Genomic DNA, 24,066 nt, shown 5'->3' on the forward strand with positions numbered 1-24,066 from the left:
AACACGCCGCCGATAGGCTGGAGAACATGAAGTCGCCCTCGATCTGGACCGTCATCGGCGTCGTCGCGGCGGTGATCATCGCCTGGTTCGTGATCGACGCGGTCTTCTCGCTCATGTGGTTCGTCGCGAAGCTCGTGGCGGTCGCCGTGGTCGCCGTGATCGTGTTCTTCGTGCTGCGATCGCTGTTCCGCAACCGGACGGGAGACTGACAGCCATGGAGTTCCCGCCTCTCTCCGCGAGCTTCGCGCTCACGCTGCCCGACTGGATCCGCGACGAGCTCGCGGACGTGCGCGACGTGATCCCGGATCTCGATGAGCGGATGGCGCTCGTCAACCGGCTCGCCGACCGCAACTGGCGCGAGGGCAACGGCGGTCCGTTCGCCGCGCTGATCGCCGAATCGGACACCGGGCGCATCGTGTCGGTCGGCGTGAACGTCGTGCTCGGGAACAACATCTCCCTCGGCCACGCCGAGGTCACCGCGATCGGCACGGCGCAGGCCAGACTCGGCACGTGGGATCTCGGCGGCACCCGGGCCGACGGCAGCCCGCAGCCCGCGCACGAGCTGCTCGTGAACTGGCGTCCGTGCGTGCAGTGCTACGGCGCGGCGATGTGGTCGGGCATTCGGTCGCTGGTCCTCGCCGGATCCGGTCCGGAGTGCGAGGAGCTCACGACCTTCGACGAGGGCCCCATGATCGAGGACTGGGCCGCCGCGTTCGAGGCACGCGGCATCCGGGTCACCGAGGGCATCCGCCGGGAAGAGGCCGTCGACGTCTTCCGTGCGTATCGACGCGCGGTCGACGGCGACCTGGTCACGGTCTACAACGCCCGCTCGGGCGAGTGACGCCCGCGCTCACTCAACCGTCGTAGCGGTCCGGAAGCGTGACGGGATCCAGGATCACCCGCCGGCGATCGCGCACCCAGACGACGCCGTGCTCGCGGCGCTCGGCGCGCGTGGCGAAGCGGTAGCGGAACGACACGACCCGGATCCACTGGGGTCGCTCGCCGTCGAACGGATCGGTCCGCAGCATGCGCAGCGTCGGACGATCGGCCTGCAGCAGCTTCACGATCAGCGCGCGGAACCAGTCGTCCAGGTGCCGGCCGAGCGGCAGGAACCACATCAGCCAGTCGAGCCGCAGGTGATACGGCGCGTACTGGCGCGGGATGCGCCGCACGTCGCCCGGTTTCCCCTTGAACTCGTACTCCCGCCAGTCGGCGCGCGTGGGATCCTCGCTCGACGTGCCCTGGACGATCCATTCGATCCGCTGCTTCGTGACGGTGCCGAACGCGCCGTACGCGTTCGCGAGGTTCCAGCGGTTGAATGCGGCGTTCATCAGCTGATCCTGCGAGAACAGGTTGCGGGCGGCCGGCCAGCTCAGCACGACATAGAGCAGCGTCACGGCGAGCGTGATCACCAGCCAGTACAGCGGGATCTCGCCGGGCGCGGGCAGCACCCCGGGCACCGCGATCGCCGAGGCGGCGAGCACGATCGTCGACCAGTTCAGCCACGCGAAGTTGCCCGTCACGACGAGCCAGAGCTGCGACAGGATGAGGATCGCCCCCGCGATCGCGCCGATCAGCTGCGGGACGAGATCCGGGAGCCACAGACCGAGGATCGGCGCGAACAGCAGCCACGGGACGACGAGCTGCGAGACGTGGTTGCCGAGCGCCTCGCCCTTGTGCACCCAGCGCGGCAGCAGGTGCGCCCACCGGCTCAGCGGCCCCGGCATGGGCTGCGTCTCGTGGTGGTACATCAGCGCCGTGAGGTCGCGCCACTCGCGTCCGCCGCGCATCTTGATCATCCCGGCGCCGAACTCGAGCCGGAACACGAGCCACCAGAACAGCACGATGATGTGCACGGCCGGCGGCTCGTTCGCCGAGCCGAGGAACGCCGCGAGGAACCCCGCCTCGAGCAGCAGCATCTCCCAGCCGAAGCCGTAGAACGTCTGCCCGATCGACACGATCGACATGTAGCCGCCCCAGAGCGCGAGGAAGCACAGCATCGGCACCCACGGCGGCGCGAGCTGCGGCAGCCCCGCCACGAGCAGCAGCGACAGGATGATCCCCGCGACGCTGAGCGCGACGAGGCGCCGATCGGTGTACCGGATCCAGCGGAACACCGTCGGGCGCAGGATCTTCTTCGCCCGCTTCGAGGACGCGGCCCACTCGAGCAGCTCGGGTGCCGGCAGGAGCCCGCGCTCGCCCAGCAGCACGCGGAACTGGTTCAGCGTCGAGAAAAACGCGACGAGGTAGAGCGCGGCGATGCCCCGTTGCAGCACCTCCCGCGCGAGGGCGAAGTCGACCGCGGCGAAGCCGTCCATGGGGGCAGGTTAGATCTCACCGGCATGCTGACGCGCGGGGGTTGACGATCCCGGGAGGCTGCGGGCTATCGACCCGCAGCGCTCGCTCAACCCGCAACGAGCCGCGTGCTGCGGGTCACCCGGCGAACTGCGGCAGCGCCTCCTCCAGCTCGTCGAGCCAGGCGCGCGCGTTGCCGTCGGACGGGGCGCGCCAGTCGCCGCGCGGCGAGAGCGAACCCGACGGCGCCACCTTCGGGCCGTTCGGGATCGCCGAGCGCTTGAACTGCGCGAAGCCGAAGAAGCGCTTCAGGAAGACCTTCTCCCACTTCACGATCGTCTCGAGGTCGTAGCCGTAGTGCGCGTCCTCGGGGAACCCGACCGGCCACTCGCCCTTCTCCGGGTCCGACCAGGCATGCATCGCGAGGAAGGCGATCTTCGACGGCCGGTAGCCGAAGCGCAGGATGTGGTGCAGCGAGAAGTCGTGCAGCGCGTACGGTCCGATCGTCGACTCGGTCGACTGCACCTCGCCGTCCTGACCCGCGGGGACGAGCTCGGGGCTGATCTCGGTGTCGAGCACCGACTGCAGCACCTCCGCCTCCTCGGGAGAGACGCCCTGCGCCTCGCCCTCGGCCACGACCCAGCGGATCAGGTGCTGCATGAGCGTCTTCGGCACGCCCGAGTTCACGGCGTAGTGGCTCATGTGGTCGCCGACGCCGTAGGTCGCCCAGCCGAGCGAGAGCTCCGACAGGTCGGACGTGCCCACCACGATGCCGCCGTGGTGGTTCGCGAGCCGGAACAGGTAGTCGGTGCGCATGCCCGCCTGCACGTTCTCGAACGTGACGTCGTACACGGGCTCGCCCCGGCCGAACGGGTGGCCGAGCTGCTTGAGCATCTCCGTGGCGGCGGGGCGGATGTCGATCGTCTCGATCGAGGCGCCCACCGACTCGGCCAGCCGGATCGCGTTCGACTTCGTGTGGTCGCTCGTCGCGAAGCCCGGCATCGTGTACGCCAGGATGTCGCTGCGCGGCCGGCCCATCCGATCCATCGCGCGGGCGATCACGAGCAGCGCATGCGTCGAGTCCAGGCCGCCGCTCACGCCGATGATCGGCTTGGGGTCGCCGATGGCGCGCATGCGCTGCATGAGGCCCGCGACCTGGATGTTGAAGGCCTCGTAGCAGTCCTGCGCGAGGCGGGCCGGGTCGTCCGGGACGAACGGGAACCGGTCGAGGTGGCGCTCGAGCCCGACGTCGCCGGTCGGCGGCTGCAGCTCGAACCGGATCGTGCGGAACTGCGGATCCACGGTGCGGCGGTTGTCGTCGAACGTGCCCTGCCGGATCCGGTCCTGCCGGAGGTGGTCGAGGTCGACATCCGCGATGGAGCGGCGCGGCCCGTCGGGAAAGCGCTCGGTCTCGGCCAGCAGGTTGCCGCCCTCGTAGATCATCGTCTGGCCGTCCCACGAGAGGTCGTTCGTCGACTCTCCCATGCCGGCGGCGGCATAGACATAGGCGGCCAGGCATCGCAACGACTGCGACTTGCACAGGTCCTTGCGGTCCTCAGCGCGCGCGATCGTGATCGGACTGCCCGACAGGTTCAGCAGCACGGTCGCACCGGCCAGCGCCGCGGTCGCCGACGGCGGGATCGGCACCCACAGGTCCTCGCACACCTCGACGTGCACCACGAGGCCCGGCACATCCGTCGCATCGAACAGCAGATCGGGGCCGAACGGCGCCTCGACGCCCGCGACGGTGATGGTGCCGCGCTGGTCGTCTCCCGGCGCGTACCAGCGGCGCTCGTAGAACTCGCGATACGTCGGCAGATACGACTTCGGCGCCACACCGAGCACCCGTCCGCGATGGATGATCACCGCGCAGTTGTAGATGCGGTTGCGATGCGCGAGGGGGGCGCCGACCACGATCATCGGCAGCAGATCGCGCGACTCGTCCGCGATGCGGGCGATGGCGGCGTCCACCGCGTCGAGCAGTGCGTCCTGCATCACGAGGTCGTCGATCGCATACCCCGACAGGCACAACTCGGGGAACAGCGCGACCGCGACCGACGCGTCGTGGCACTCGCGCGCGCTGTCGAGCACGTGCTGCGCATTCGTCGCGGGGTCCGCGATCGCCAGCGGGATGGTGCATGCCGCGACGCGGGCGAAGCCGTGGGCATACGCGTTCGTGAAGTCGAAGTCGCTCACGCGTTCAGTCTGGCACGCGCGTCAATCCCGTTCCCGGGGCTTGCGCGCCGCGGCAGGATGGGTGCAACGGTCGAGAGGAAGCGGGTCGATGCGCATCTCCGTGGTGATCCCCGTGCGGGACGATGCCCGACTGCTGGAGCGGTGCCTCGCCGCCCTCGCGCGTCAGAGCCGGCCGGCGGATGAGATCGTGGTCGTCGACAACGGCAGCAGCGACGATAGCGCGGCGGTCGCGCATGCGGCGGGCGCCCGCGTCGTGGTGGAGCCCGTCCCCGGTATTCCGCGGGCCGCATCCGCGGGGTACGACGCCGCGACGGGAGACCTGATCGCGCGCATCGACGCCGACACGGTGTGCCCGCCGGGCTGGGTGGCCGCGGTCGAGGAGCACTTCGCGACCGATCCGTCGCTCGGCTTCCTGACCGGCGACGCCCGCTTCCCCGAGGCCGCGCCGTGGATCGACTGGCTCGGCCGGCATATCTACATCGGCTCCCTCTACGGGGTGATGACGCCCCTGCTCGGCCATCCGCCGCTGTTCGGCTCGAACTTCGCGATGCGCGCCGACGCGTGGCGGCAGCTGAGCGCCGAGGTCCACCGCGACCGGCGGGACATCCATGACGACCTCGACCTCGCGCTGCACGTCCGGCCCGGGATGACGGTGCGCCGCGACCGGACGCTGATCGTCGACGTGTCGGCGCGGCCGCTCACGCGTCCGGGCTCGCTGCTGCGTCACATGTGGTGGGTGGTGACGACCCTCACGCAGCATGGCTGGGCGGACGCGCCGTGGCGGCGCCGGGCTCGGCGGCGGGCGGCCGCAGCGAGCGGCGCGCCGACGCTAGAGCAGCCGGCGGGCTGACGCCCACGCCGTGAGCTCGTGCCGCGACGACAGCTGCAGCTTGCGGAGCACGGCCGAGACGTGGGACTCGACGGTCTTGATCGAGATGAACAGGTCGGCGGCGACCTCCTTGTACGCGTAGCCGCGCGCGATCAGGCGCATGACCTCCTGCTCGCGCGCCGAGAGCCTGTCGAGCTCGTCGTCGGTGGCAGCGGTCTCTCCCGCCGCGGCGCCGAACGCGTCGATCACGAACCCCGCCAGCCGCGGCGAGAACACCGCGTCCCCGTCCGCGACCGTGTGCACGGCGCGCGAGACCTCGGATCCGGATGCGCCCTTCGTGATGTAGCCGCGAGCGCCGGCGCGGATCACGCGCACGACGTCCTCGGCGGCGTCCGAGACGCTCAGCGCGAGGAAGCGCGTGCCGGGGGAGAGCGGCGCCGCCCGTCGCAGCACGGCCTCGCCACCCGTCGCCTCCGCCTCCGCGCGACTCCCCTCGCCGAAGGGAAGGTGCACGTCGAGCAGCACGACGTCCGGCTGCCGGTCGGCGATCACCGCCACGGCCTCCGCGACGCTCGCCGCCTCGCCGATCACGTCGATCTCGCGGTCCAGGTCGTGCCGGAGGCCCGAGCGGAAGATGGAGTGGTCGTCGACGATGACGACGGTCAGGTCAGCCACGCGCGCCTCCCCCGGGGAAGCGGATGTGCACCTGCGTGCCGACGCCTCCCGCGCCGGGCGCGACCGTCGCCGATCCGCCGATCCGGCGCAGCCGCCCGATGATCGACTCGCGCACGCCGAGGCGATCCGCCGGCACCGCCTGGGGATCGAAGCCGGGACCGCGATCGCGCACGTAGACGTCGACGGATCCGGGGGAGCCCTCGATGTAGACGGACACCTCCCCGCCCGCGTGCCGCGCGGCGTTGAGCATCGCCTCGCGGGCTGCCGCGGCGACCTCGCCGCTGGCGCGCTCGGTGGATGTGCCGGCCGACACGACCGTCATCACGACCTCGTAGTCGAGCTCGAGCGCCGATCCGTAGTCCCGCAGGTCGGTCGCGAGGTCGCTGTCGGCCGGGGTGTCGCCGTCGTAGAGCCACGCGCGCAGCTCCCGCTCCTGGGCGCGCGCCAGTCGCCCGGCCTCGCTCGACGCGCCGGCGCGGTTCTGGATGAGAGCGAGCGTCTGCAGCACGGAGTCGTGCAGGTGGGCGGCCATCTCGGCGCGATGCTCGTCGCGGATCGCCGTGACCCGCGCGGTCTGCAGCTCGCGATATCGGGACACGAGGGTCGGCGTCCAGACGAGCGCGGCGCAGACCATGGCGCCGAGCGCGCTGACGAGCATCAGGAACCAGAAGTTCTCGCGGCCGTTGTCCGCAGCATCGAGGAACAGCGGGACGGCGGCGAGGGCGAGAACGGTCGCGGCGATGCGTGCCGCCACGTCGTGGCGCTCCCCGCGACTGGGATCCCGGCGGTCCACCAGCGCGGACCACACCCCGGCGAGGAGGGCGAGCCCGATGGCCAGGTAGATCGGGATCAGCGTGGCGGGCGGAAGCCAGGCGCGCCCCGTGCCGTTGTGATAGCGGCCGATCGAGAGCAGGAGCAGGACGGCGGCGGTGCCGAGCAGCAGGACCGCGACGGGGGTGCGTCGCGTGCCGCGCACGGGAACGGGCTCCGCGGGGGTCAGCACCCATAGCCAGAGATAGAGGACGGCGCCGACGCCCCAGAAGGCGGTCGCCGCGACGAACAGCGTCCGCACGATGCCGACGGGCCAATCGAGGTGCCGCGCGAGACCTTCGCCGACGCCCGAGAGGACGGTGTCGCGCGGCCGCAGCAGCGGGGGAGCGGGGCGCGTGCGTCGCGCGGGCGAGAGGACCGTCATGGCTTCATGTAAGCACCGCGGAACGCGCCGGCGCGGTGGTTTGAGGGTCGGATCAGGGATGTCCCTCATAGCCGCGGGCACGCGGCCGCGGTGACGATGGAGCCATGACCCCGCACACGGCCCCTGTCAACGCGCCGCCGAGCGCCCCCGCGGCGGCGGCGGCGTCCGCGCCGCGGTCCGCCGACGCTGAGGGACGGCTCTTCCTCTGGCTGCGTGAGGTCGGCGTCGTACGCGAGGACGGCTGGCTCGGCGGTGTGTGCGCCGCGATCGCGCATCGTACGGGCATCGATCCTCTCGTCGTGCGGGGCATCGTGGTCGCGATCACGGTGCTCGGCTTCCCCGCGCTGTGGTTCTATGCGCTGGCGTGGGCCCTGCTGCCGGATTGGGCGGGGCGGATCCCGCTGCAGATGCGCACCGGCTCCGCGCCGGCGCTGCTCGGTGCGGCGGCGACCGCGGCCGCGGGGCTGCTGGTGACCTGGGCGGGCAACTCGCTCCTGGAAGCAGTGGCGATGTCCGCCGTCGAGGGCTGGGCGCGCCCGGTCCTGGAAGCCGGCTTCTGGTTCGCGGGTCTCGGTGCCGTCGTCTTCGTCCTGATCCTTCTCCTGCGCCGTCGATGGGCAGGAAGCACACTCCCCCTTGCGGGGGTCGACGGCGCGGTGTCGGGCACAGCCGCCGTCTCCGGCGGGGCGGTTTCGGGTACCGCCCCGCCCCCATCCATCCCGGAGCCGGTCGAGCCGCTGGCGCCGGAGCTCGCGACCGTCGAGGAACTCGAGGCATGGCGTGCGCAGCATGCCGCATGGCGCGAGCAGCACGATGCCTGGAGACGGGCGCAGGCCGATGGCTCCGCGCAGGCCGAGGAGCGGGCGCGGCGTGCCGCCGAGCGGGCTGCCTTCCGCGCCGAGGCCGCGCGCGTGCGCGCCGAGCGGCGGGCGGCGAAGCCGCGCACGTCGATCGCGTTCGTGGTGATCACGGTCGGAGTGGCCGTCGTCGCGGCGACCGCGGTGTGGCTCGCGTTCCAGCCCTATGCCGACGAGCGGGCCTGGCAGGCGGCGGTGCTCTCCGCGGCCGCTGTGACCGCGCTGGCCATGGTGGTTGCGGGCATCCGGCGGCGGCGCAGCGGGCTGCTCGCCGCCGTGTCCGCAATGCTGCTGGTCATCGGCGGGTCGGGGCTCGCGACGCATGCGGTCGATGACCTCGTCGGACCGGATCGCTACGTGCCGGTGACCGCCGGCGAGCAGCAGATTTCTCAGCCCTTCGGGCAGCTCAACCTCGAGGTCGGCGGGTCCTTCGGTGCTTCGGGCGTGACGCGCATAGAGAAGGGAACGGGCTCGGTGTGGATGTCGGTGTACCCCGGCGCGGACGTCGAGTTTCGCACGGTCCATGACTCGGGCGAGGTGTTCGTCGAATACCTCGACGCGTCGGGCCTCCCGACGCGTCAGGAGGCGGTCACCGCGGAGGACGGCCGCTTCAGCTGGCAGCACGACGATCCAGATGTGCGGAAGACCCGCACGATCGTGCTGGATCAGGACGATGTCGATGTCTACATCCAGGTGTGGGGAGAGCAGTGATGAGCACGCAGACGACGCGCCCCACGGTCCCGTGGGCGGGCATCCTGTTCGGCACGCTGTTCGCACTCGCCGCGGGCGCAGGCATCCTGCTCCTGGCGCGTCCGGACATGCTCGAGGCGGTCTTCCTGGGCATCCGCCCGCTGCTGTTCGACCTGCGCCCGGAGTGGTTCGGTGCCCTCGTGCCCCTCGCCATCGGCGCGCTGGTCATCGCCGGCGGCGTGTTCTTCGCGGTGCGGCGCGGAGAGCGCGGCCCCTCCGCGCCGGATGCGCGGAGGGAAGCACCGCAGGTGGACGGCCCGAAAGCTGGTGGCACGCACGTCGACGTCATAACGAAGGCGGGATGAGGCCGTCCGGGCGCTGAGAGCACGGAACCATCCGGTCCTGCCTTCCCTGGGCGGATCCTTCCGCCGAGATCAGCCGCGCAGCGGCACCGCCATCTCTGCCCCCGCCGCTACGCGCACGGCGCGGCGCTCGCCGCGGCCCACGACCACCGTGGCCTCCCCGTCGTCCGGGCCGTCGTTGTGCAGGATGACCTCGGTCGCCGCTCCGTCTGCCCATGAGATGTCGACGCGCCAGCCGCCGCGGGCCCGGAGACCGCGCACCGAGCCGGCCTGCCAGGCGGTGGGAAGCGCCGGCAGGATGCGCAGCACGCCGTCGTGGCTCTGCAGCAGCATCTCCGCCATGGCGGCCGTCATGCCGCAGTTGCCGTCGACCTGGAACGGCGGGTGCGCCGAGAACAGGTTCGGGTACAGACCGCCGCGGTGACCGCCGCCGCCCTGTGCGGGCCGCATGCCCGTGCGCAGCGCGGCGTGCGCCTCGTCCGCGCGCTCGAGGCGGGCCCACAGGGCGGCCTTCCACGCGAGCGACCATCCCGTCGACTCCGGGCCGCGCAGCTCGAGCGTGCGGGCCGCCGCCGCTGCCAGCTCGGGCGTGGCGTGCGGAGTCACCGAACCGAGCGGGAACAGCCCCACGAGGTGCGACACGTGCCGGTGCTCGGGCTCGGCCTCCACGACATCGTCGGCCCATTCGCGCAGCTCGCCGCGCGGTCCGACGGACGGCTGCGGCAGTAGGGCCGCGGATCGCTCGAGCGCGTCGAGTGCGTCGTCCCGCGCTCCGAGCTCGGTCGCGGCGGCGCGCGTCGCGCGGGCGAGCCACCGGATGAGCTCGACGTCCATCGTCGCCGAGAGGCCGACGCCCGTCGGGCGGCCGTCCGCGGCGACGTGCGTGTTCTCGGGCGACGTGGACGGCGCCGTCCAGGCTCTCGTGCCGTCGTCCTGCACCCAGTCGGCCGCGAATCGCGTTGCGCCGATCAGGACGGGCCAGACGGTCTCGCGCAGGAACACCGGATCGGGCGCGAACAGGTGGCGCTCCCACAGGTGCTGCGCGAGCCACAGCCCGCCCATCGCCCACGACGCCCACGACGGATCGCCGCGGCCCGCTCCCACCGGGCCGGCGTGCGCCCACGCGTCCGAGTTGTGGTGTGCGACCCAGCCGTCCGCGTCGTACAGGCGGCGGGCGGCATCCGGACCGGTCCCGGCCGCCAACCGCTCGATGAATCGCAGCAGCGGCTCGTGGCACTCGGCGAGGCCCGTCGTCTCCGCGGGCCAGTAGGCCATCTGGGTGTTGATGTTGATCGTGTAGGCGCTCGACCACGGGCCGGGAAGCCACGGGTTCCAGATCCCCTGCAGCGTCATCGGCAGCCCGCCGGGGCGCGACGACGCCATCACGAGATAGCGGCCGTAGTGGAAGCACAGCGCGGCAAGGCCCGGGTCGTCCTGCGCGACCGCGCGGGCGACGCGCTCGGTGGTCGGCAGGACGGCGGCGCCGGGCGCATCCGGCAGCGTCAGCTCGACGCGGTCGTAGAGCTCGCGATGCGCCGCGACGTGCGCGGCGCGATCCGGCGCCTCCCGCACGAGGGCGAGTGCCGCCGCCACCGCATCGGCCTCGGCGACCGGCGGACGCGCCTGCGGCTCGTGCGTCGCGCCCGTGCCGATCAGGATGACGTGTTCGGTGGCGGACCTGGTGCGCAGGAGGTCGCCGTCGACGCGGGCGTCCGGGTCGTGCGCCGCGCGGATCGCGACGACGAGGCGGGCCGGCGACGCCTCGTCGTAGCGCACGGGCTCGGGCACGTCCTCGTGGCCGGGCGCGACGTCCACGGGCGGCAGCAGGGTGGTCGCGAGGGCGCCCTCGGCGGCCGAGCGTCCGATCACGCGCAGCGGCGACGTGAACTCCACGACGAGTCGCACGGGCCGGTCGGCCGTCACACGGTGCACGATCGCACCGCCCGCGGCGTCGGCCCACGTCTCGTGACGCACGCCGCCGCGCTCGTGCGACGCGACCGCGTCGCGGAGGTCGAGCCGGCGCATGTACGGGTCGTCGACCGCTGCGGCTGCGGGCTCGTCGCCGTCGGCCTCGACGCGGATGTCGACATCGCCGAGCGGCAGATAGGCCTGCACCCACGGGGTCTGCAGGCGCTTCAGGTGGTCCTCGGCGGCGCGCACGTCGCCGCGCGAGAGGGCCTCGCGCGCCGCCCGCAGGTCGTCCGCCCCGCCGGGCACGGCCGCGAGCGGATCGGACGGCGGGCCCGACCAGGCGCGCACGTCGTTCAGATGCAGGTGCTCTCCCGGTGCCCCGTTCCGGGCGGCTCCGCGGCACATCGCCGCTCGGATGCCGTTGCCCACGGGCAGCGCCTCGATCCAGTGCTCGGCGGGCCGGTCGTCGCGCAGCTCGTGTGTCATCACGCTCACGCTAGTGTCGGTGGGCCCGTCTAGCCTCGGAACGTGCGTTACATCGAGTCCGAGTCCCGCGTCGTGTGGAGCGCGAGCGACCTGAAGGTCGCCGCCGAGTGCGAGTTCGCGTGGCTGCGGGCGCTCGACGCGAAGGCCGGGCGCATCGCCGCGGTCGAGGAGCCCGAGGATGAGATGCTCGAGCGTGCCGCGCGCCTGGGCGACAAGCACGAGGAGCAGGTGCTCGCGCACTACCGGGAAGAGCTCGGGTCCGCCGTGATCGAGATCGAGCGGGCCGCGTCCTCCGACGCCGCGGCGATGGCGGCCGTGCTGGACGCGACGGCGGCGGCGCTGCGGGATCCGGACGCGCGCATCGTCTTCCAGGCTGCGTTCTCGACCGACGAGTTCGTCGGCTTCGCCGACTTCCTGCTGCGCGAGCCGGATGGCCGGTGGCGCGTGCAGGACTCCAAGCTCGCCCGCCGGGCGAAGGTCACGGCGCTCATGCAGCTCGCGGCCTACGTCGATCAGCTCGACCGCCTCGGCATCCCGCGCTCGGACGAGGTCGACCTGCTGCTCGGCGACGGCACGACGTCGACGCACGCGGTCGACGACCTGCTGCCGCTGTTCTTCGTGCGCCGCGCGCGGCTGCGCGCGCTGATCGCCGACCGGCGCCTCGACCGGGGAGCGGCGGGCGAGCCGATCGCCTGGGCGGACTCGCGCGGCGACCTCGGCGTCGTCGCGTGCGGGCGATGCGCGACGTGCGAGCAGGAGGTCGTCGCGACGCGCGACGTGCTGCTCGTCGCCGGGATGCGCCCCGTGCAGCGCGACCGCCTGCGCGCCGCGGGCATCCGAACGATCGACGAGCTCGCGGCCGCCGAGGCGGGGCCGGCGGGGATGAACCCCGAGACCTTCGCGGGGCTGCGCATCCAGGCGCGACTGCAGCTGGCGTCGCCCGCCGGCGTGCCGGATCCCGCGGGGGAGTCCGAGAAAACCGCGCCGCTGTACGAGGTGGTGCTGCCGGAGGCGCTCGCGACGATGCCGCGTCCCGACCTCGGCGACATCTTCTTCGACTTCGAGGGCGATCCGCTCTACACCGAGCCCGGCGCCGCCGACCGCTGGGGCATCGACTACCTGTTCGGCTGGGTCGACCTGCAGGAGCAGTACACGCCGCTGTGGGCGCACACCTTCGCGGACGAGAAGGAAGCGCTCGAGCGCTTCTGCGACTTCGTCGCCGCTCGTCGTGCCGCCCACCCCGGCATGCACATCTACCACTACGCGCCGTACGAGCCCACGCACCTGGCGGCGATGGCCGCGCGGCACGGCGTGCGCGAGGCCGACGTCGACCGCATGCTGCGCGACGAGCTGTTCGTCGACCTGTACCCGATCGTGCGGCGCGCGCTGCGCGTCGGATCGCGCTCGTACTCGATCAAGAAGCTCGAGCCGCTGTACATGGGCGACGAGGTGCGCACGCAGGACGTGCAGCAGGGCGGCGACTCGATCCTGCGCTACGTCGAGGCGCGCGAGCTCCTCGCAGCGGGCGACGACGCCGCGGCGCGCGTCATCTTGGACGACCTCGCCGACTACAACCGCTACGACTGCGTCTCGACGCGGCGCCTGCGCGACTGGCTCGTCGAGCGCGCGCGGGAGACCCGCATGCTGCCCGCGCGGCCCGACGAGCTCGAGGCCTTCACGTACGAGCCCTCGCCGCTCGCCCTGGCGCTCACCGCACGCGCGGCGGACGGCGACCCGGATCATCCCGACACCGTCGCGCTGCGTCTCGGTGCCGCGGCGATCGACTACTACCCGCGCGAGCGCAAGAGCTTCTGGCAAGGGCACTTCCAGCGCCTGCGCGAGCCGCTCTCGCTGTGGGCGGACACACGCGACGTGATCGCGGTCGACGCCGTCCGCACGCGCGTGCTCGAGGACTGGGGCGTGCCCGACGGCGGCCGCGCCGTGCGGCGGATCGTCGAGCTGCGCGGCGACGTCGCCCCCGGCACGCGCCTCAAGGAGGGGGTGCAGCCGTTCGTGCTGTACGCCCGGCCCGCGCCGTTCCCGTCCGACGCGTCGTCACGCTGGATCCACGTCGCGCGCGCCGTCGAGGTGGTCGCCGAACTCGACGACGGCGTCGTGGTGTCCGAGACGTCGATCGGCGGCGAGACGTGGAGCGAGCTGCCGCTGGCCGTGACTCCCGCGGCGCCGCCGCAGGCGGGCAACCAGCAGAAGTCGATCGACGCCTGGGCAGAGGCGCTGCTCGCATCGGGCGACGCGTTCCCGGCCGACCCCGCGACGGACATCCTGCGTCGTCGCCCGCCTCGCACCCGGTCGGGCGCCCTCCCGACGCCCGACGGCGATGACGTCGGCGCGATCGTCGCGGCCGTGCGCGATCTCGACCGCAGCTACCTCGCCGTGCAGGGCCCGCCCGGGACGGGGAAGACCTACGTCGGCTCGCACGTCATCGCGGCACTCGTGCGCGAGCACGGTTTCAAGGTCGGCGTCGTGGCGCAGTCGCACGCGGTCGTCGAGAACATGCTCGACCGGATCGTCGGGGCCGGGGTGCCTGCATCGCTCGTCGGCAAGGCGCTCAAGTCGGGCGCGACGGGCGCCGAGCCGAGCTTCACCGTGATCCAGAAGAACGGCGTACCCGCGTTCGCGGCCGAGCGGCCGGACGGCTACGTGGTCGGCGGCACCGCATGGGACTTCGCACACGAGGCCCGCGTGCCGCGCGGCAGCCTCGACCTGCTCGTGATCGACGAGGCGGGGCAGTTCTCGCTCGCCTCGACAATCGCGGTCTCGCTCGCCGCCACGCGGCTGCTGCTGCTCGGCGACCCGCAGCAGCTGCCGCAGGTGAGCCAGGGCACCCATCCCGAGCCGGTCGACACGTCCGCGCTCGGCTGGGTCATGGACGGCGAGCAGGTCATCCCCGCCACGCAGGGCTACTTCCTCGCACGCTCCTGGCGCATGCACCCGGCCGTCTCGGCGGCCGTCTCCCGGCTGTCGTACGCCGGTCGCCTCGCGTCGCACGGCCCCGCGGCGCTGCGCGCGATCGACGGCATCGAGCCCGGGCTGCGCGTGCTGCCCGTGCGGCATCACGGCAACGCCACCGCCTCGCCGGAGGAGGCCGCCGAGGTCGTGCGCATCGCGCGCGAGATGATCGGCCGCGCGTTCACCGACATCGAGATCGGCGACGGCGGCACCGGCTCGGCATGCCCGCCGCGCCCCCTGACGCAGGCGGATGTGATCGTGGTCGCGCCGTACAACGCCCAGGTGCAGTGCGTCGAGCAGGCGCTGGCCGAGAACGGCCTCGCCGAGGTGCGCGTCGGCACCGTCGACCGCTTCCAGGGACAGGAGGCCGCGGTCTCGATCGTCACGCTCGCCGCCTCGAGCGGACGCGACGCGCCCCGCGGATCCGATTTCCTGCTGCTGCAGAACCGCCTCAACGTCGCGATCTCGCGTGCGATGGTCGCGGCGTACCTGATCCACTCGCCGGCCCTGCTCGACGACCTGCCACGCCATGCCGACGGCGTCGCGCGGATGAGCGCGTTCGCCCGCCTCGTCGGCTTCGAGGAGAAGCCGGCGGCTCAGCCGGTCAGCCCCGCACCCGTGGCATAGCGGGCGACGAGTCGCGCTCCCAGCCGCGCGAGCTCGTCTCGCACCTGCTGCGGCCCGATCACCTCCGTCACCGCCGCCCACCCCGCGAGCTGCTCCGCGAGCGCCTGCGCGGTATGCGCCCGCGCCTCGACGATCGTCCGGCCGCCGTCTGCCGCGCCGAGCACCGTCGCCTGCGCGCCGAACAGCCTGAGCAGGGCCTCCGTCGCGGCGGCCTCGACCACCACGGTCGCCGCGACCGCGCCGCGCAGGCCCTCGATGCGCTCGGATGCCCGGCGCCACGCGGCAGCGAGATCGAAGCCCGCGTCGCGCGGCACGACCTCGTCGCGCGGCGTCGCGGATCGGATGCGGTCGACCCGGTACAGGCGCGGCTCGTCATGGCGGCCCATGCCCCGCCGATGGGCGAGCAGATACCAGCGGGTCCCACGCGCCGCGACGCCGAGCGGCGCGACGTCGACCCAGTGCGGGGATCCGTCCACGGACGCGTAGGCCAGGGAGACGACCCGGCCGTGCGCGACCGCCGCCTGCAGCACGGGCAGCAGCTCGGGCGCATCGACGGGAGCCTCGCCCCACGGCACGTCGTCGCGCACGGTCGACGCGATCGCACGCTCGGCGCCCTCGCGGAAGCTCGCGGGAAGCGCCTGCAGCAGCTTCCGGATCGCGGCGCCGGCCTCGGCCGGAGCGCCGCGCGTCTGCCCGAGCAGCGCGAACAGCGCGGTCGCCTCCGGTTCGGTCAGGCCCGTGAGGTTCGTCCGCGCACCGCCCAGCAGGCGCCAGCCGCCCCCGCGTCCGCGTTGCGGGTAGACCGGCACGCCCGCGGCGGACAGCGCCTCGAGGTCGCGCCGCGCTGTCGCGACGGACACCTCGAGCTCCGCCGCGAGCTCGGCGGCGGTCACGGCGTCGCGCGCCTGCAGCGCGAACAGCACGCGGAGAAGTCGGTCGGCCCGCATGCCGCGACGATCTCACAAAAAGTGCTCAGAAGAAGAGCACTTCACGCGGGAGGCTCGAAGCAGGACGTGAAGGGCACGTCCGGAAGAGGAGAGGATCATGCTTCGCGGACTTGCGAACCTGAACGTCGTCGCCGACGACATGACCGGAGCGGTCGAGTGGTACACCCGCGTGTTCGGTGAGCCGCCCTACTTCGTGCGCCCCGAGGAGGGCCCGCCGCAGTACGCGGAATGGCGCTTCGGCGACGACGAGGACGAGTTCGCGCTGCTGAGCAGCGCGTTCCGCCCGAGCCTGGCGGAGCCCGGGGGAGCGCTTGCGTACTTCCACGTGGACGACATCCGTGCGGGCGTCGACTGGATGACGGGGCTCGGGGCGCGCGCCGTGGATCCCGTCATGGAGCGCGGCGGCGGATTCTGGACCGCTTCGTTCGCCGACCCGTTCGGCAACCTGATCGGCCTGATGCAGAGCCCCCACTGGCGGGACGCTCACGCCTGAGGCGCGTGTGCGGTCAGATCGAGCGGTGAGTCACACCGTGCCGTACAGGCGGTCGCCCGCGTCGCCGAGGCCGGGCACGATGTAGCCCTTCTCGTTGAGGCGCTCGTCGAGCGCGCCGAGGACGAGCGTCACGTCGCGGCCGTCGACCTGCTTCTCGATCGCCTGCACGCCCTCGGGCGAGCCCAGCAGGCAGACGGCGGTGACGTCCTGCGCACCGCGCTTGAAGAGGAACTCGATCGCGGCCCCGAGCGAGCCACCCGTCGCGAGCATCGGGTCGAGCACGAAGCACTGGCGGTCGCTGAGATCATCGGGGAGGCGCTCGGCGTAGGTCACCGGCTCGAACGTCTCCTCGTTGCGCGCCATGCCGAGGAAGCCGACCTCCGCGGTCGGCAGCAGCTTGACCATCCCCTCCAGCATGCCGAGGCCGGCGCGCAGGATCGGCACGACGAGGGGCCGGGGGTCGCTGATCTTCACGCCGGTGGTCTCGGTCACGGGCGTGGAGATCTGCACGGGCTCCACCCGCACGTTGCGCGTCGCCTCGTACGCGAGCAGCGTCACGAGCTCCTCGGTCAGCTGACGGAACACGGGCGACGAGGTGTTCTTGTCGCGCAGCACCGTGATCTTGTGCGTGATGAGCGGGTGGTCGGCGACGTGCAGGCGCATGTCTCCAGGCTACCCGGCGCCTCCTGCGCCGATCGTGACGAGACCCGGGATACCGGCCTCCCGCTGCGCGGGAGCGGCGGTGCGGACGGGCGGTGTTCGGCCGGCGACCCGGTGCCGATCCTCTCGATCGGTGAAAGGGTGGAAGAAGAGGTCCACAAGACGAGAGTGAGGGGAATCATGAAGGCACTGCAGTACGTCGAGGTCGGAGCGCCGCCGCAGATCCGCGAGGTTCCCACGCCGGAACCGGGTCCGGGCCAGGTGCGCCTCAAGGTCACGGCGGCCGGAGCCTGTCACTCCGACTCGTTCGTCATGGGACTGCCCGAGGACGAGTACCTCGCCAGCTACCCGCTGCCGATGACGCTCGGCCACGAGGGCGTCGGGATCGTCGACAAGCTGGGCGACGGCGCCGAGGGCGTCTCGGTCGGCGACGCCGTCGCGGTCTACGGGCCGTGGGGCTGCGGCACCTGCTACGCGTGCGCGCAGGGCAAGGAGAACTACTGCGAGCGGGCCGCCGAGCTCGGCATCCGCCCGCCCGGCCTCGGCATCGACGGATCGATGGCCGAGTACATGATCGTCGACAGCCCGCGACACCTCGTCCAGCTCGACGGGCTCGACCCCGTCGACAACGTCGCGCTCACGGACGCCGGCCTCACCCCGTACCACGCCATCAAGGGCTCGCTGGGCAAGCTCGGTCCGGGCAGCAGCGCGGTCGTGATCGGCACGGGCGGTCTCGGGCACGTCGCCATCCAGGTGCTGCGCGCGCTCACGCCCGCGACGGTCATCGCGCTGGACGTCGCCCAGGAGAAGCTCGATCTCGCGAAGGAGGTGGGTGCGCACCACGCGTTCCTCTCCGACGCGTCCGCCAAGGACGAGATCACCCGCGCGCTGGGGAAGCCGACGGTCACGGCCGTGTTCGACTTCGTCACGATCCAGCCCACGATCGACCTCGCGACCTCCCTGCTCGGGGTGGAGAGCGACTATGTGATCGTCGGCGTCGGGGCCGGCACGACGCAGGTCGGCATGCTCGCCCGCCCCTACGACGCGACGATCCGCTCGCCGTACTGGGGATCGCGCGGTGAGCTGATCGAGGTGCTCCAGCTCGCGCGGGCCGGTCTCGTGAACGTGGAGACCGAGCGGTTCTCGCTCGACGAGGCGCCCGAGGCGTACCACCGCCTGCACGAGGGCACGCTGCGCGGACGGGCCGTGATCGTTCCATAGGTCGCCGCGTCCGCGCCGTAGGCTCGACGCGTGAACCCGGATGCGCGCGATGCCGAGGCCGTGGGCCGCGCCCTCGAGCTGGCCGCCGAGGCGGCCGCCGCGGGCGAGGTCCCGGTCGGTGCGCTCGTGCTCGATGCGCGAGGGGCCGTGATCGGCGAGGGACGCAACCGCCGCGAGGCCGATCACGATCCCTCCGCCCACGCCGAGATCCTCGCGATGCGCCAGGCGGCGCGCGCCGTCGGATCGTGGAATCTCGCGGGCTGCACGCTCGTGGTCAGCCTCGAGCCGTGCGTGATGTGCGCCGGCGCGCTGCTGCAGGCGCACATCTCGCGCGTCGTGTTCGGTGCGTGGGACGAGAAGGCCGGCGCGGCCGGATCCCTGTACGACGTCGTGCGCGATCGTCGCCTGCCGTACCGCGCCGAGGTCGTCGGCGGCGTGCGCGCGACGGAAGCGCAGGATCAGCTGCGCGCGTTCTTCGAGGCCCGGCGCTGACCCGGCGATAGCGTGAGCGCATGCTGATCGCCGCGGTGGTGTTCGCGGGCCTCGCGGCTCTCGTGCACGTGTACATCTTCGTGCTCGAGAGCGTGCGCTGGGAGGCGCCCGCGACGCGCCGGATCTTCGGCACGAGCGAGCAGGAGGCGCGCGTCACGAAGCAGCTCGCGGCCAACCAGGGCGTCTACAACCTGATGCTCGCGATCGTCACGCTCGTGGGCATCGTGCTGACGTTCGCCGTGCCCGCCGCGGGCACCGCCCTGATGCTCGCCGGCACGGGCTCGATGCTCGGCGCGGCCCTCTTCCTCGCCGCCACGGACCCCGCGAAGCGGCGCGCCGCCACCATGCAGGGCACGTTCCCGCTGCTCGCCGTGCTCTTCACCGCGCTGGCGCTGGTGCTGGGGTGAGCCCCGCCGGCACGAGGAACGCCCAGGGCGCATCCCCGTACGAGCGGGCGCTTGGCGGGCGCATCGACGAGCTCCACCCGACCCTGCGGCGCTACTTCACCTCCCTGCCGGACGGACACGTCGGCCGCGGCGAGGGCGTCTTCGAACGCGCGGGCTCGCCGCAGCGCTGGACGCGCCCTCTCCTGCGACTGCTGCAGCCGTCGGGCGCCGTCTACGGCGGATGGGAGACGCAGGTCCCGTTCCGGATCGCGAACCGTCTCGTCCGGGCGAGGGTGACGGGGGAGCGCTGCTTCGGCTTCACCCGCGGCGCGTGGATCATGCGCGACAGCGTGGGGCTGAACGCACACGGTCGGCTCGTGGACGAGGTCGGCGACCCGGCGGTGGTCGTGGCGAGCTTCGACCTCGATGTGCAGGGCGGCGCGCTGCTCCTCACGAGCCGGGCGGTGGGCATCCGGGTCGGCCGTGTGCGGATCCGCCTGCCGCGCGCCGTCGCGCCCGTCGTCCGCCTGCGCGAGGCCTTCGACGAGGCGAGCGGCGGGCAGTCCGTCCGCGTCACCATCGACGCGCCCGTGATCGGGCGCGTCTACGAGTACCGGGGCGTCTTCCGGTACCGGATCGAGGAGGTCGGATGACGGACGGTCGTATCGTGCTCGGGGGTTCCTCGGGGTTCATGGGCACCTACCTCGCGCGGCGCTACCGTGCGGCGGGGCGAGAGGTCGTCACGATCTCGCGCTCGGGGGCGGATCTGACCTGGGGGGACGAGGAGGGGATCGCCGCGGCAGTCGACGGGGCGGCCCTCGTGATCGGCCTTGCGGGGAAGAGCGTCAACTGCCGCTACACCCCCGAGAACCGGGCGGAGATCTTCCGCTCGCGGGAGGACACGACGGCGGCCCTCGGCCGGGCGATCGCGGCGGCGAAGCGCCCGCCGGCGCTGTGGGTGAACTCGTCGACCGCCACGATCTACCGCCACGCCGAGGACCGACCCATGACCGAGAGCGGCGGCGAGCTCGGCACCGGGTTCTCGGTCGAGGTGGCCAAGGCGTGGGAGCGGACGCTGTTCGCCGAGGACCTGCCGGCCACGCGCCGCGTCGCCCTGCGCAGCGCGATCGTGCTGGGCGACGGCGGCGTCTTCGGCACGCTGCGCACGCTGGCGCGCTTCGGCCTCGCCGGCGCGCAGCACGACGGCTGGTGGCCCGTGAGCCGCGCCCGCCGCGATGCCGGCACGGCCCACTTCCCGGGTGCGCGCCGCGGACGCCAGCGGTTCAGCTGGGTGCACATCGAGGATGTGGCCCGCATCATCGACTTCCTCGAGGAGCATCCCGAGCTGGAGGGGCCCGTCAACGCCGCCTCGCCGCATCCTGTCGACAACGTCGCGTTCATGGCGGCGGTGCGCAGGGTGCTGGGCGTGCGGTTCGGCCTCCCGACGCCGCGCTGGATGCTCGAGATCGGCGCGATGCTCATCCGCACCGAGACCGAGCTCATCCTCAAGAGCCGCTGGGTGCTGCCCGAGCGGCTCGCGGACGCCGGGTTCGACTTCCGCTGGCCCGAGCTCGACGGCGCCCTGCGCGACATCGCGCGGCCCTGACTCCGGGTCGGGGCACCGGGCCCCGGTCAGTCGTCGCTCGAGGCGAGACCGCGGTGGGCCGACAGCAGCGTGATCTCCGGACGCTCCGCGAGCAGGCGATCCGCCCGGTCGAGCACGTCGCGCACGTGTGCGGCCTCCGCGGCGACGACCGACACCCCGATGCGGGCGCGCCGGTGCAGGTCGTGATCGCCGACCTCCGCGGCGGCCGCCTCCGTCCGCCGGCTGAGGTCGGCGAGGATCGGCCGGATCACCGAGCGCTTCTCCTTGAGGGAGTGCACGTCGCCCAGCAGCAGGTCGAACTCGATCCAGCCGATCCACATGGCGTCAGGCGGGGAGGTGGGGGAGCACTTCCTCGCCGAGGTAGGCGAGCTGGTCGAGGTCCGTCATGTCCATGAGCTGGAAGTACACACGCTCGGCTCCCAGTTCGACGAGGCGCGTGACCTTCTCGATGATCTCGGGCGCCGATCCGGCGATGTTCGTCTCACCCCGGAACGACGACAGGTCCTGGCCGATCGCGGCCGCGCGCCCGGCCAGCTCGACGTCGTTCGGCGCGGCGAGCGTCGGTAGCGCGACCGACAGCTTGAGCGTCTCCGGGTCGCGCCCGATCCGCTCTGCCGCCGCGAGCACGCCGGCGAACTTGTCGGCGATGACGGCCTCGGGCTGGAAGCCGATGTTGAACTCGGTCGCGTGCGCCGCCGCGAGGGCGGGCGTCCGGCGCGGACCGCCGCCGCCCACGATCAGCGGGATGCGCGGCTGCGTCGGCTTCGGCAGGGCGGGGGCGTCGGTCAGGTCATAGTGCGCGCCGTGGAACGAGAACGTCGACCCGGCGGGCGTCGCCCACAGCCCCGTGACGACCTGCAGCTGCTCCTCGAGGAGATCGAAGCGACGCGCCGGGAACGGGATGCCGTACGCGCGGTGCTCGGCCTCGAACCAGCCGGTACCGAGCCCGAGCTCGGCGCGACCGCCCGACATCTCGTCGACCTGCGCGACCTGGATCGCCAGGACCCCCGGATGACGGAACGTGGCGGACGACACGAGCGTGCCGAGCCGAATCCGCTCGGTCTCACGCGCGAGTCCGGCGAGCGTCGTCCAGGCATCCGTCGGTCCTGGCAGGCCGTCGCCCTCGCCCATCGCGAGGTAGTGGTCGGAGCGGAAGTAGGCGTGGAAGCCGAGGCGTTCCGCGGTCTGCGCGAAGATTCGCTGGGTGTCGTAGCTCGCGCCCTGCTGGGGCTCGGTGAAGACGCAGTACTCCATCGTCATCGTCGTGTCGCCGCTCAGTCCGACGACTTCAGGATGACGGCCTCGGTCGGCAGCTGCTCGGCGTCGACCGGGCGGTACACGTCGGGCTCGAGGTAGACGATGCGCGCGATCGGCACGGCCTCGCGGATCCGCTTCTCCACCCGGTTGATGTCGGACGCCACGTCGCCCAGCAGCTTGTCCTGCGGCACGCCGACCTTCGCGGCCACGAGCAGCTCCTCGGGACCGAGGTAGAGCGTCTTGATGTGGATGAGCTTGTCGACCTCGGGGCCCTTCTCGATCGCGGCGACGATCTTGTCGAAGTCGGCGGGGGTCGCGCCCTCTCCCACCAGCAGGCTCTTGGTCTCGATGCCCAGCACGATCGCGACCATGATCAGCAGCACGCCGATCATGAGGGTGCCGAGCGCGTCGAAGAACGCGTCGCCGGTGAGGATCGTCATGCCCACGCCGAACAGGGCGAAGAGGAGGCCGAGCAGCGCGCCGAAATCCTCCAGCAGCACGACGGGAAGCTCGGGCGCCTTGGAGCGGCGGATGAACGAGAACCAGGACTGGCCCCTGTCGCGGACCGCGTTGCTCTCTATGACCGCGGTGCGCAGCGAGAACGACTCGAGCACGATCGCGACGACGAGGATGACCAGCGGCAGGTACTGCCACTGCGGGTTGAGCGCGTGCGGGTGGGTGAACTTCTCGACGGCCTCGTAGATCGAGAACAGGCCACCGAGCGAGAACAGGATGATCGAGACCACGAAGGCGTAGACGTAGCGCTCGCGGCCATGACCGAACGGGTGCTCGCGGTCGGCGGCCCTCCGTGCGCGCCGTCCGCCCAGCATCAGCAGCAGCTGGTTGCCGGAGTCGGCCACCGAGTGGATGGCCTCGGCGAGCATCGACGCCGAGCCGGACAGCAGCCATCCGATGAACTTGGCGATCGCGATGCCGATGTTCGCCAGGAACGCCGCGAGGATCGCTCTCCCACCGCCGTGTGCACTCATGGCACCACTCTATTCAGGCCGTGTGGGCGGTGCGACGCTCCCGACGAGCCTCCATCCGGACCGCCTAGGCTCGAGCCATGCCTGAGACCCTGCCCTCGCTCGCGTTCCTCGGTGCCGGTTCGATGGGCGGCGCGATCCTGCGCGGCGTCGTCGCGAGCGGCATCCCCGTCGACGGCGGAATCGTGGCGACGAATCGCACGGCGCAGAAGGCCGCCGAGCTGGCGGAGCTCGCCGGCGTGCGCAGCATCGCGCTCGAGGAGGAGCCCGACGGCAACGCCCGCGCCGCCGCGCAGGCGCGCGTGCTGCTGGTCGGCGTCAAGCCCGCCATGGTGCCCGACCTGCTGCGCGAGATCGCTCCGCACGCGCGCGAGGACGCCATCGTGATCAGCCTCGCGGCCGGTGTGACGCTGCGGACCTTCGCGTCGATCCTGGGCGAGGGCGTCACGGTGCTGCGGTCGATGCCGAACACGCCGTCGCTCGTGGGGCGCGGCGTCACGGGACTGGCCGCGGGCGCCGGGGCCTCCGACGAGGCGGTTCGGATCGCGCGGCGCCTGTTCGAGACGGTCGGCACCGTGATCGAGGTGCCGGAGGACCGGATCGACGCGCTGTCGACGATCTCGGGCTCGGGCCCCGCCTACGTCTTCCTGCTGATCGAGGAGCTCACGCGGGCCGCCATGGCCGACGGCTTCGACGAGGCCGACGCCCGCACCATGGCGGAGGGCACCTTCATCGGCGCCGCCGCGCTGCTCGAGCAGTCGGGGGAGGAGCCGGCGGAGCTGCGCCGCCGCGTCACGAGCCCCAAGGGCACGACCGAGCGCGCGATCGCCGTGCTGCAGAAGGCGGATCTGAGCGGCGTCTTCCGCGAGGCGACGGCCGCGGCGCTCGCGCGTGCGAAGGAGCTCGCCGCCGAGTCGGTCTGACC

Annotated in this window: 23 protein-coding genes; 13 read left to right on the forward strand and 10 right to left on the reverse strand. The window is 72.5% G+C overall.

Annotated features, from left to right (window positions below; all coding sequences use genetic code 11):
- Nucleotides 1–26: 26 nt before the first annotated feature.
- Both BJP60_RS02625 and BJP60_RS02630 read left to right on the forward strand, forming a co-directional pair.
- Nucleotides 27–209, forward strand: coding sequence for a hypothetical protein (locus BJP60_RS02625; RefSeq protein WP_203137370.1), 183 nt, complete (start codon nt 27–29; stop codon nt 207–209).
- A 5-nt stretch (nt 210–214) separates the two neighbouring features.
- A complete protein-coding gene (locus tag BJP60_RS02630) occupies nt 215–841 on the forward strand; it encodes a nucleoside deaminase (RefSeq protein ID WP_203137371.1) in 627 nt (208 codons plus the stop codon).
- Nucleotides 842–854: 13 nt separating this feature from the next.
- On the opposite strand, the gene BJP60_RS02635 is transcribed toward BJP60_RS02630, so the two are convergent.
- Together BJP60_RS02635 and BJP60_RS02640 are read right to left on the reverse strand one after the other, a co-directional pair.
- Nucleotides 855–2,318 carry a lipase maturation factor family protein gene (locus tag BJP60_RS02635; protein WP_203137372.1) on the reverse strand — a complete coding sequence of 488 codons (1,464 nt, stop codon included), beginning with the start codon at nt 2,316–2,318 and terminating at the stop codon, nt 855–857.
- Nucleotides 2,319–2,433: 115 nt separating this feature from the next.
- Complete coding sequence (locus BJP60_RS02640; RefSeq protein WP_203137373.1) at nt 2,434–4,491, reverse strand: NAD(+) synthase; 2,058 nt, start codon at nt 4,489–4,491, stop codon at nt 2,434–2,436.
- 88 nt (nt 4,492–4,579) lie between these two features.
- Between BJP60_RS02640 and BJP60_RS02645 the strand changes: the two genes are divergently transcribed.
- The gene (locus tag BJP60_RS02645) at nt 4,580–5,341 is read left to right on the forward strand and encodes a glycosyltransferase family A protein (RefSeq protein ID WP_203137374.1); all 762 of its coding nucleotides are present in this window, start codon (nt 4,580–4,582) and stop codon (nt 5,339–5,341) included.
- On the opposite strand, the gene BJP60_RS02650 is transcribed toward BJP60_RS02645, so the two are convergent.
- Together BJP60_RS02650 and BJP60_RS02655 are read right to left on the reverse strand one after the other, a co-directional pair.
- A complete protein-coding gene (locus BJP60_RS02650) occupies nt 5,321–5,995 on the reverse strand; it encodes a LuxR C-terminal-related transcriptional regulator (RefSeq protein WP_203137375.1) in 675 nt (224 codons plus the stop codon). The two genes, BJP60_RS02645 and BJP60_RS02650, sit on opposite strands and share 21 nt — an antisense overlap.
- Nucleotides 5,988–7,190 carry an ATP-binding protein gene (locus BJP60_RS02655; RefSeq protein WP_203137376.1) on the reverse strand — a complete coding sequence of 401 codons (1,203 nt, stop codon included), beginning with the start codon at nt 7,188–7,190 and terminating at the stop codon, nt 5,988–5,990. Before BJP60_RS02655 ends, BJP60_RS02650 begins: the two co-directional genes overlap by 8 nt.
- 104 nt (nt 7,191–7,294) lie before the next feature.
- On the opposite strand from BJP60_RS02655, the gene BJP60_RS02660 reads away from it, so the two are divergent.
- Together BJP60_RS02660 and BJP60_RS02665 are read left to right on the forward strand one after the other, a co-directional pair.
- A complete protein-coding gene (locus BJP60_RS02660; RefSeq protein WP_203137378.1) occupies nt 7,295–8,758 on the forward strand; it encodes a PspC domain-containing protein in 1,464 nt (487 codons plus the stop codon).
- Nucleotides 8,758–9,102 (forward strand): hypothetical protein, encoded by a 345-nt coding sequence (locus BJP60_RS02665; RefSeq protein WP_203137380.1) that lies wholly within the window; start codon nt 8,758–8,760, stop codon nt 9,100–9,102. The genes BJP60_RS02660 and BJP60_RS02665 overlap by 1 nt, the downstream gene beginning before the upstream one ends.
- Before the next feature lie 69 nt (nt 9,103–9,171).
- On the opposite strand, the gene BJP60_RS02670 is transcribed toward BJP60_RS02665, so the two are convergent.
- Nucleotides 9,172–11,496 (reverse strand): glycosyl hydrolase family 95 catalytic domain-containing protein, encoded by a 2,325-nt coding sequence (locus BJP60_RS02670; RefSeq protein ID WP_203137382.1) that lies wholly within the window; start codon nt 11,494–11,496, stop codon nt 9,172–9,174.
- Nucleotides 11,497–11,538: 42 nt separating this feature from the next.
- Between BJP60_RS02670 and BJP60_RS02675 the strand changes: the two genes are divergently transcribed.
- Nucleotides 11,539–15,093 (forward strand): TM0106 family RecB-like putative nuclease, encoded by a 3,555-nt coding sequence (locus tag BJP60_RS02675; RefSeq protein ID WP_203137383.1) that lies wholly within the window; start codon nt 11,539–11,541, stop codon nt 15,091–15,093.
- On the opposite strand, the gene BJP60_RS02680 is transcribed toward BJP60_RS02675, so the two are convergent.
- Nucleotides 15,063–16,040, reverse strand: coding sequence for a helix-turn-helix transcriptional regulator (locus BJP60_RS02680; protein ID WP_203137385.1), 978 nt, complete (start codon nt 16,038–16,040; stop codon nt 15,063–15,065). The genes BJP60_RS02675 and BJP60_RS02680 overlap by 31 nt on opposite strands.
- Before the next feature lie 97 nt (nt 16,041–16,137).
- Here BJP60_RS02680 and BJP60_RS02685 point away from each other — a divergent pair, with 97 nt between their 5' ends.
- Nucleotides 16,138–16,533: a VOC family protein gene (locus BJP60_RS02685; protein ID WP_238439530.1), complete on the forward strand. Its 396-nt coding sequence runs from the start codon at nt 16,138–16,140 to the stop codon at nt 16,531–16,533.
- A 30-nt stretch (nt 16,534–16,563) separates the two neighbouring features.
- Here the strand turns inward: BJP60_RS02685 and upp are convergent, their stop codons facing one another.
- Nucleotides 16,564–17,196: a uracil phosphoribosyltransferase gene (gene upp / locus BJP60_RS02690; RefSeq protein WP_203137387.1), complete on the reverse strand. Its 633-nt coding sequence runs from the start codon at nt 17,194–17,196 to the stop codon at nt 16,564–16,566.
- Nucleotides 17,197–17,373: 177 nt separating this feature from the next.
- Between upp and BJP60_RS02695 the strand changes: the two genes are divergently transcribed.
- From BJP60_RS02695 to BJP60_RS02715, 5 genes are read left to right on the forward strand one after another with little or no spacing between them, the layout of a single operon-like run.
- Nucleotides 17,374–18,414, forward strand: a complete 1,041-nt coding sequence (locus tag BJP60_RS02695; protein WP_203137389.1) for an NAD(P)-dependent alcohol dehydrogenase — start codon at nt 17,374–17,376, stop codon at nt 18,412–18,414.
- Between the two features lie 30 nt (nt 18,415–18,444).
- Nucleotides 18,445–18,906, forward strand: coding sequence for a tRNA adenosine(34) deaminase TadA (gene tadA / locus BJP60_RS02700; RefSeq protein WP_442923392.1), 462 nt, complete (start codon nt 18,445–18,447; stop codon nt 18,904–18,906).
- A 20-nt stretch (nt 18,907–18,926) separates the two neighbouring features.
- Nucleotides 18,927–19,313 carry a DUF1304 domain-containing protein gene (locus BJP60_RS02705; RefSeq protein WP_203137391.1) on the forward strand — a complete coding sequence of 129 codons (387 nt, stop codon included), beginning with the start codon at nt 18,927–18,929 and terminating at the stop codon, nt 19,311–19,313.
- Nucleotides 19,310–19,945: a DUF4166 domain-containing protein gene (locus tag BJP60_RS02710; protein WP_203137392.1), complete on the forward strand. Its 636-nt coding sequence runs from the start codon at nt 19,310–19,312 to the stop codon at nt 19,943–19,945. Before BJP60_RS02705 ends, BJP60_RS02710 begins: the two co-directional genes overlap by 4 nt.
- Nucleotides 19,942–20,898 carry an epimerase gene (locus tag BJP60_RS02715; protein WP_203137393.1) on the forward strand — a complete coding sequence of 319 codons (957 nt, stop codon included), beginning with the start codon at nt 19,942–19,944 and terminating at the stop codon, nt 20,896–20,898. The genes BJP60_RS02710 and BJP60_RS02715 overlap by 4 nt, the downstream gene beginning before the upstream one ends.
- 26 nt (nt 20,899–20,924) lie before the next feature.
- Here BJP60_RS02715 and BJP60_RS02720 read toward each other — a convergent pair whose 3' ends face one another.
- The 3 genes from BJP60_RS02720 to BJP60_RS02730 are packed head-to-tail and all read right to left on the reverse strand — an operon-like array spanning nt 20,925 to nt 23,144.
- A complete protein-coding gene (locus BJP60_RS02720) occupies nt 20,925–21,218 on the reverse strand; it encodes a DUF503 domain-containing protein (protein WP_203137394.1) in 294 nt (97 codons plus the stop codon).
- Between the two features lie 4 nt (nt 21,219–21,222).
- Entirely contained in the window at nt 21,223–22,152 is a 930-nt protein-coding gene (locus BJP60_RS02725; protein ID WP_203138894.1) for an LLM class F420-dependent oxidoreductase, read from the reverse strand.
- 20 nt (nt 22,153–22,172) lie between these two features.
- The gene (locus tag BJP60_RS02730; RefSeq protein ID WP_203137395.1) at nt 22,173–23,144 is read right to left on the reverse strand and encodes a cation diffusion facilitator family transporter; all 972 of its coding nucleotides are present in this window, start codon (nt 23,142–23,144) and stop codon (nt 22,173–22,175) included.
- Nucleotides 23,145–23,221: 77 nt separating this feature from the next.
- Between BJP60_RS02730 and proC the strand changes: the two genes are divergently transcribed.
- On the forward strand, nt 23,222–24,064 hold the full coding sequence (gene proC / locus BJP60_RS02735; RefSeq protein WP_203137397.1) for a pyrroline-5-carboxylate reductase: 843 nt from the start codon (nt 23,222–23,224) through the stop codon (nt 24,062–24,064).
- The last annotated feature ends 2 nt before the right edge of the window (nt 24,065–24,066 follow it).

This window comes from Microbacterium sp. JZ31 (assembly GCF_016805985.1).
Classification (GTDB): domain Bacteria; phylum Actinomycetota; class Actinomycetes; order Actinomycetales; family Microbacteriaceae; genus Microbacterium.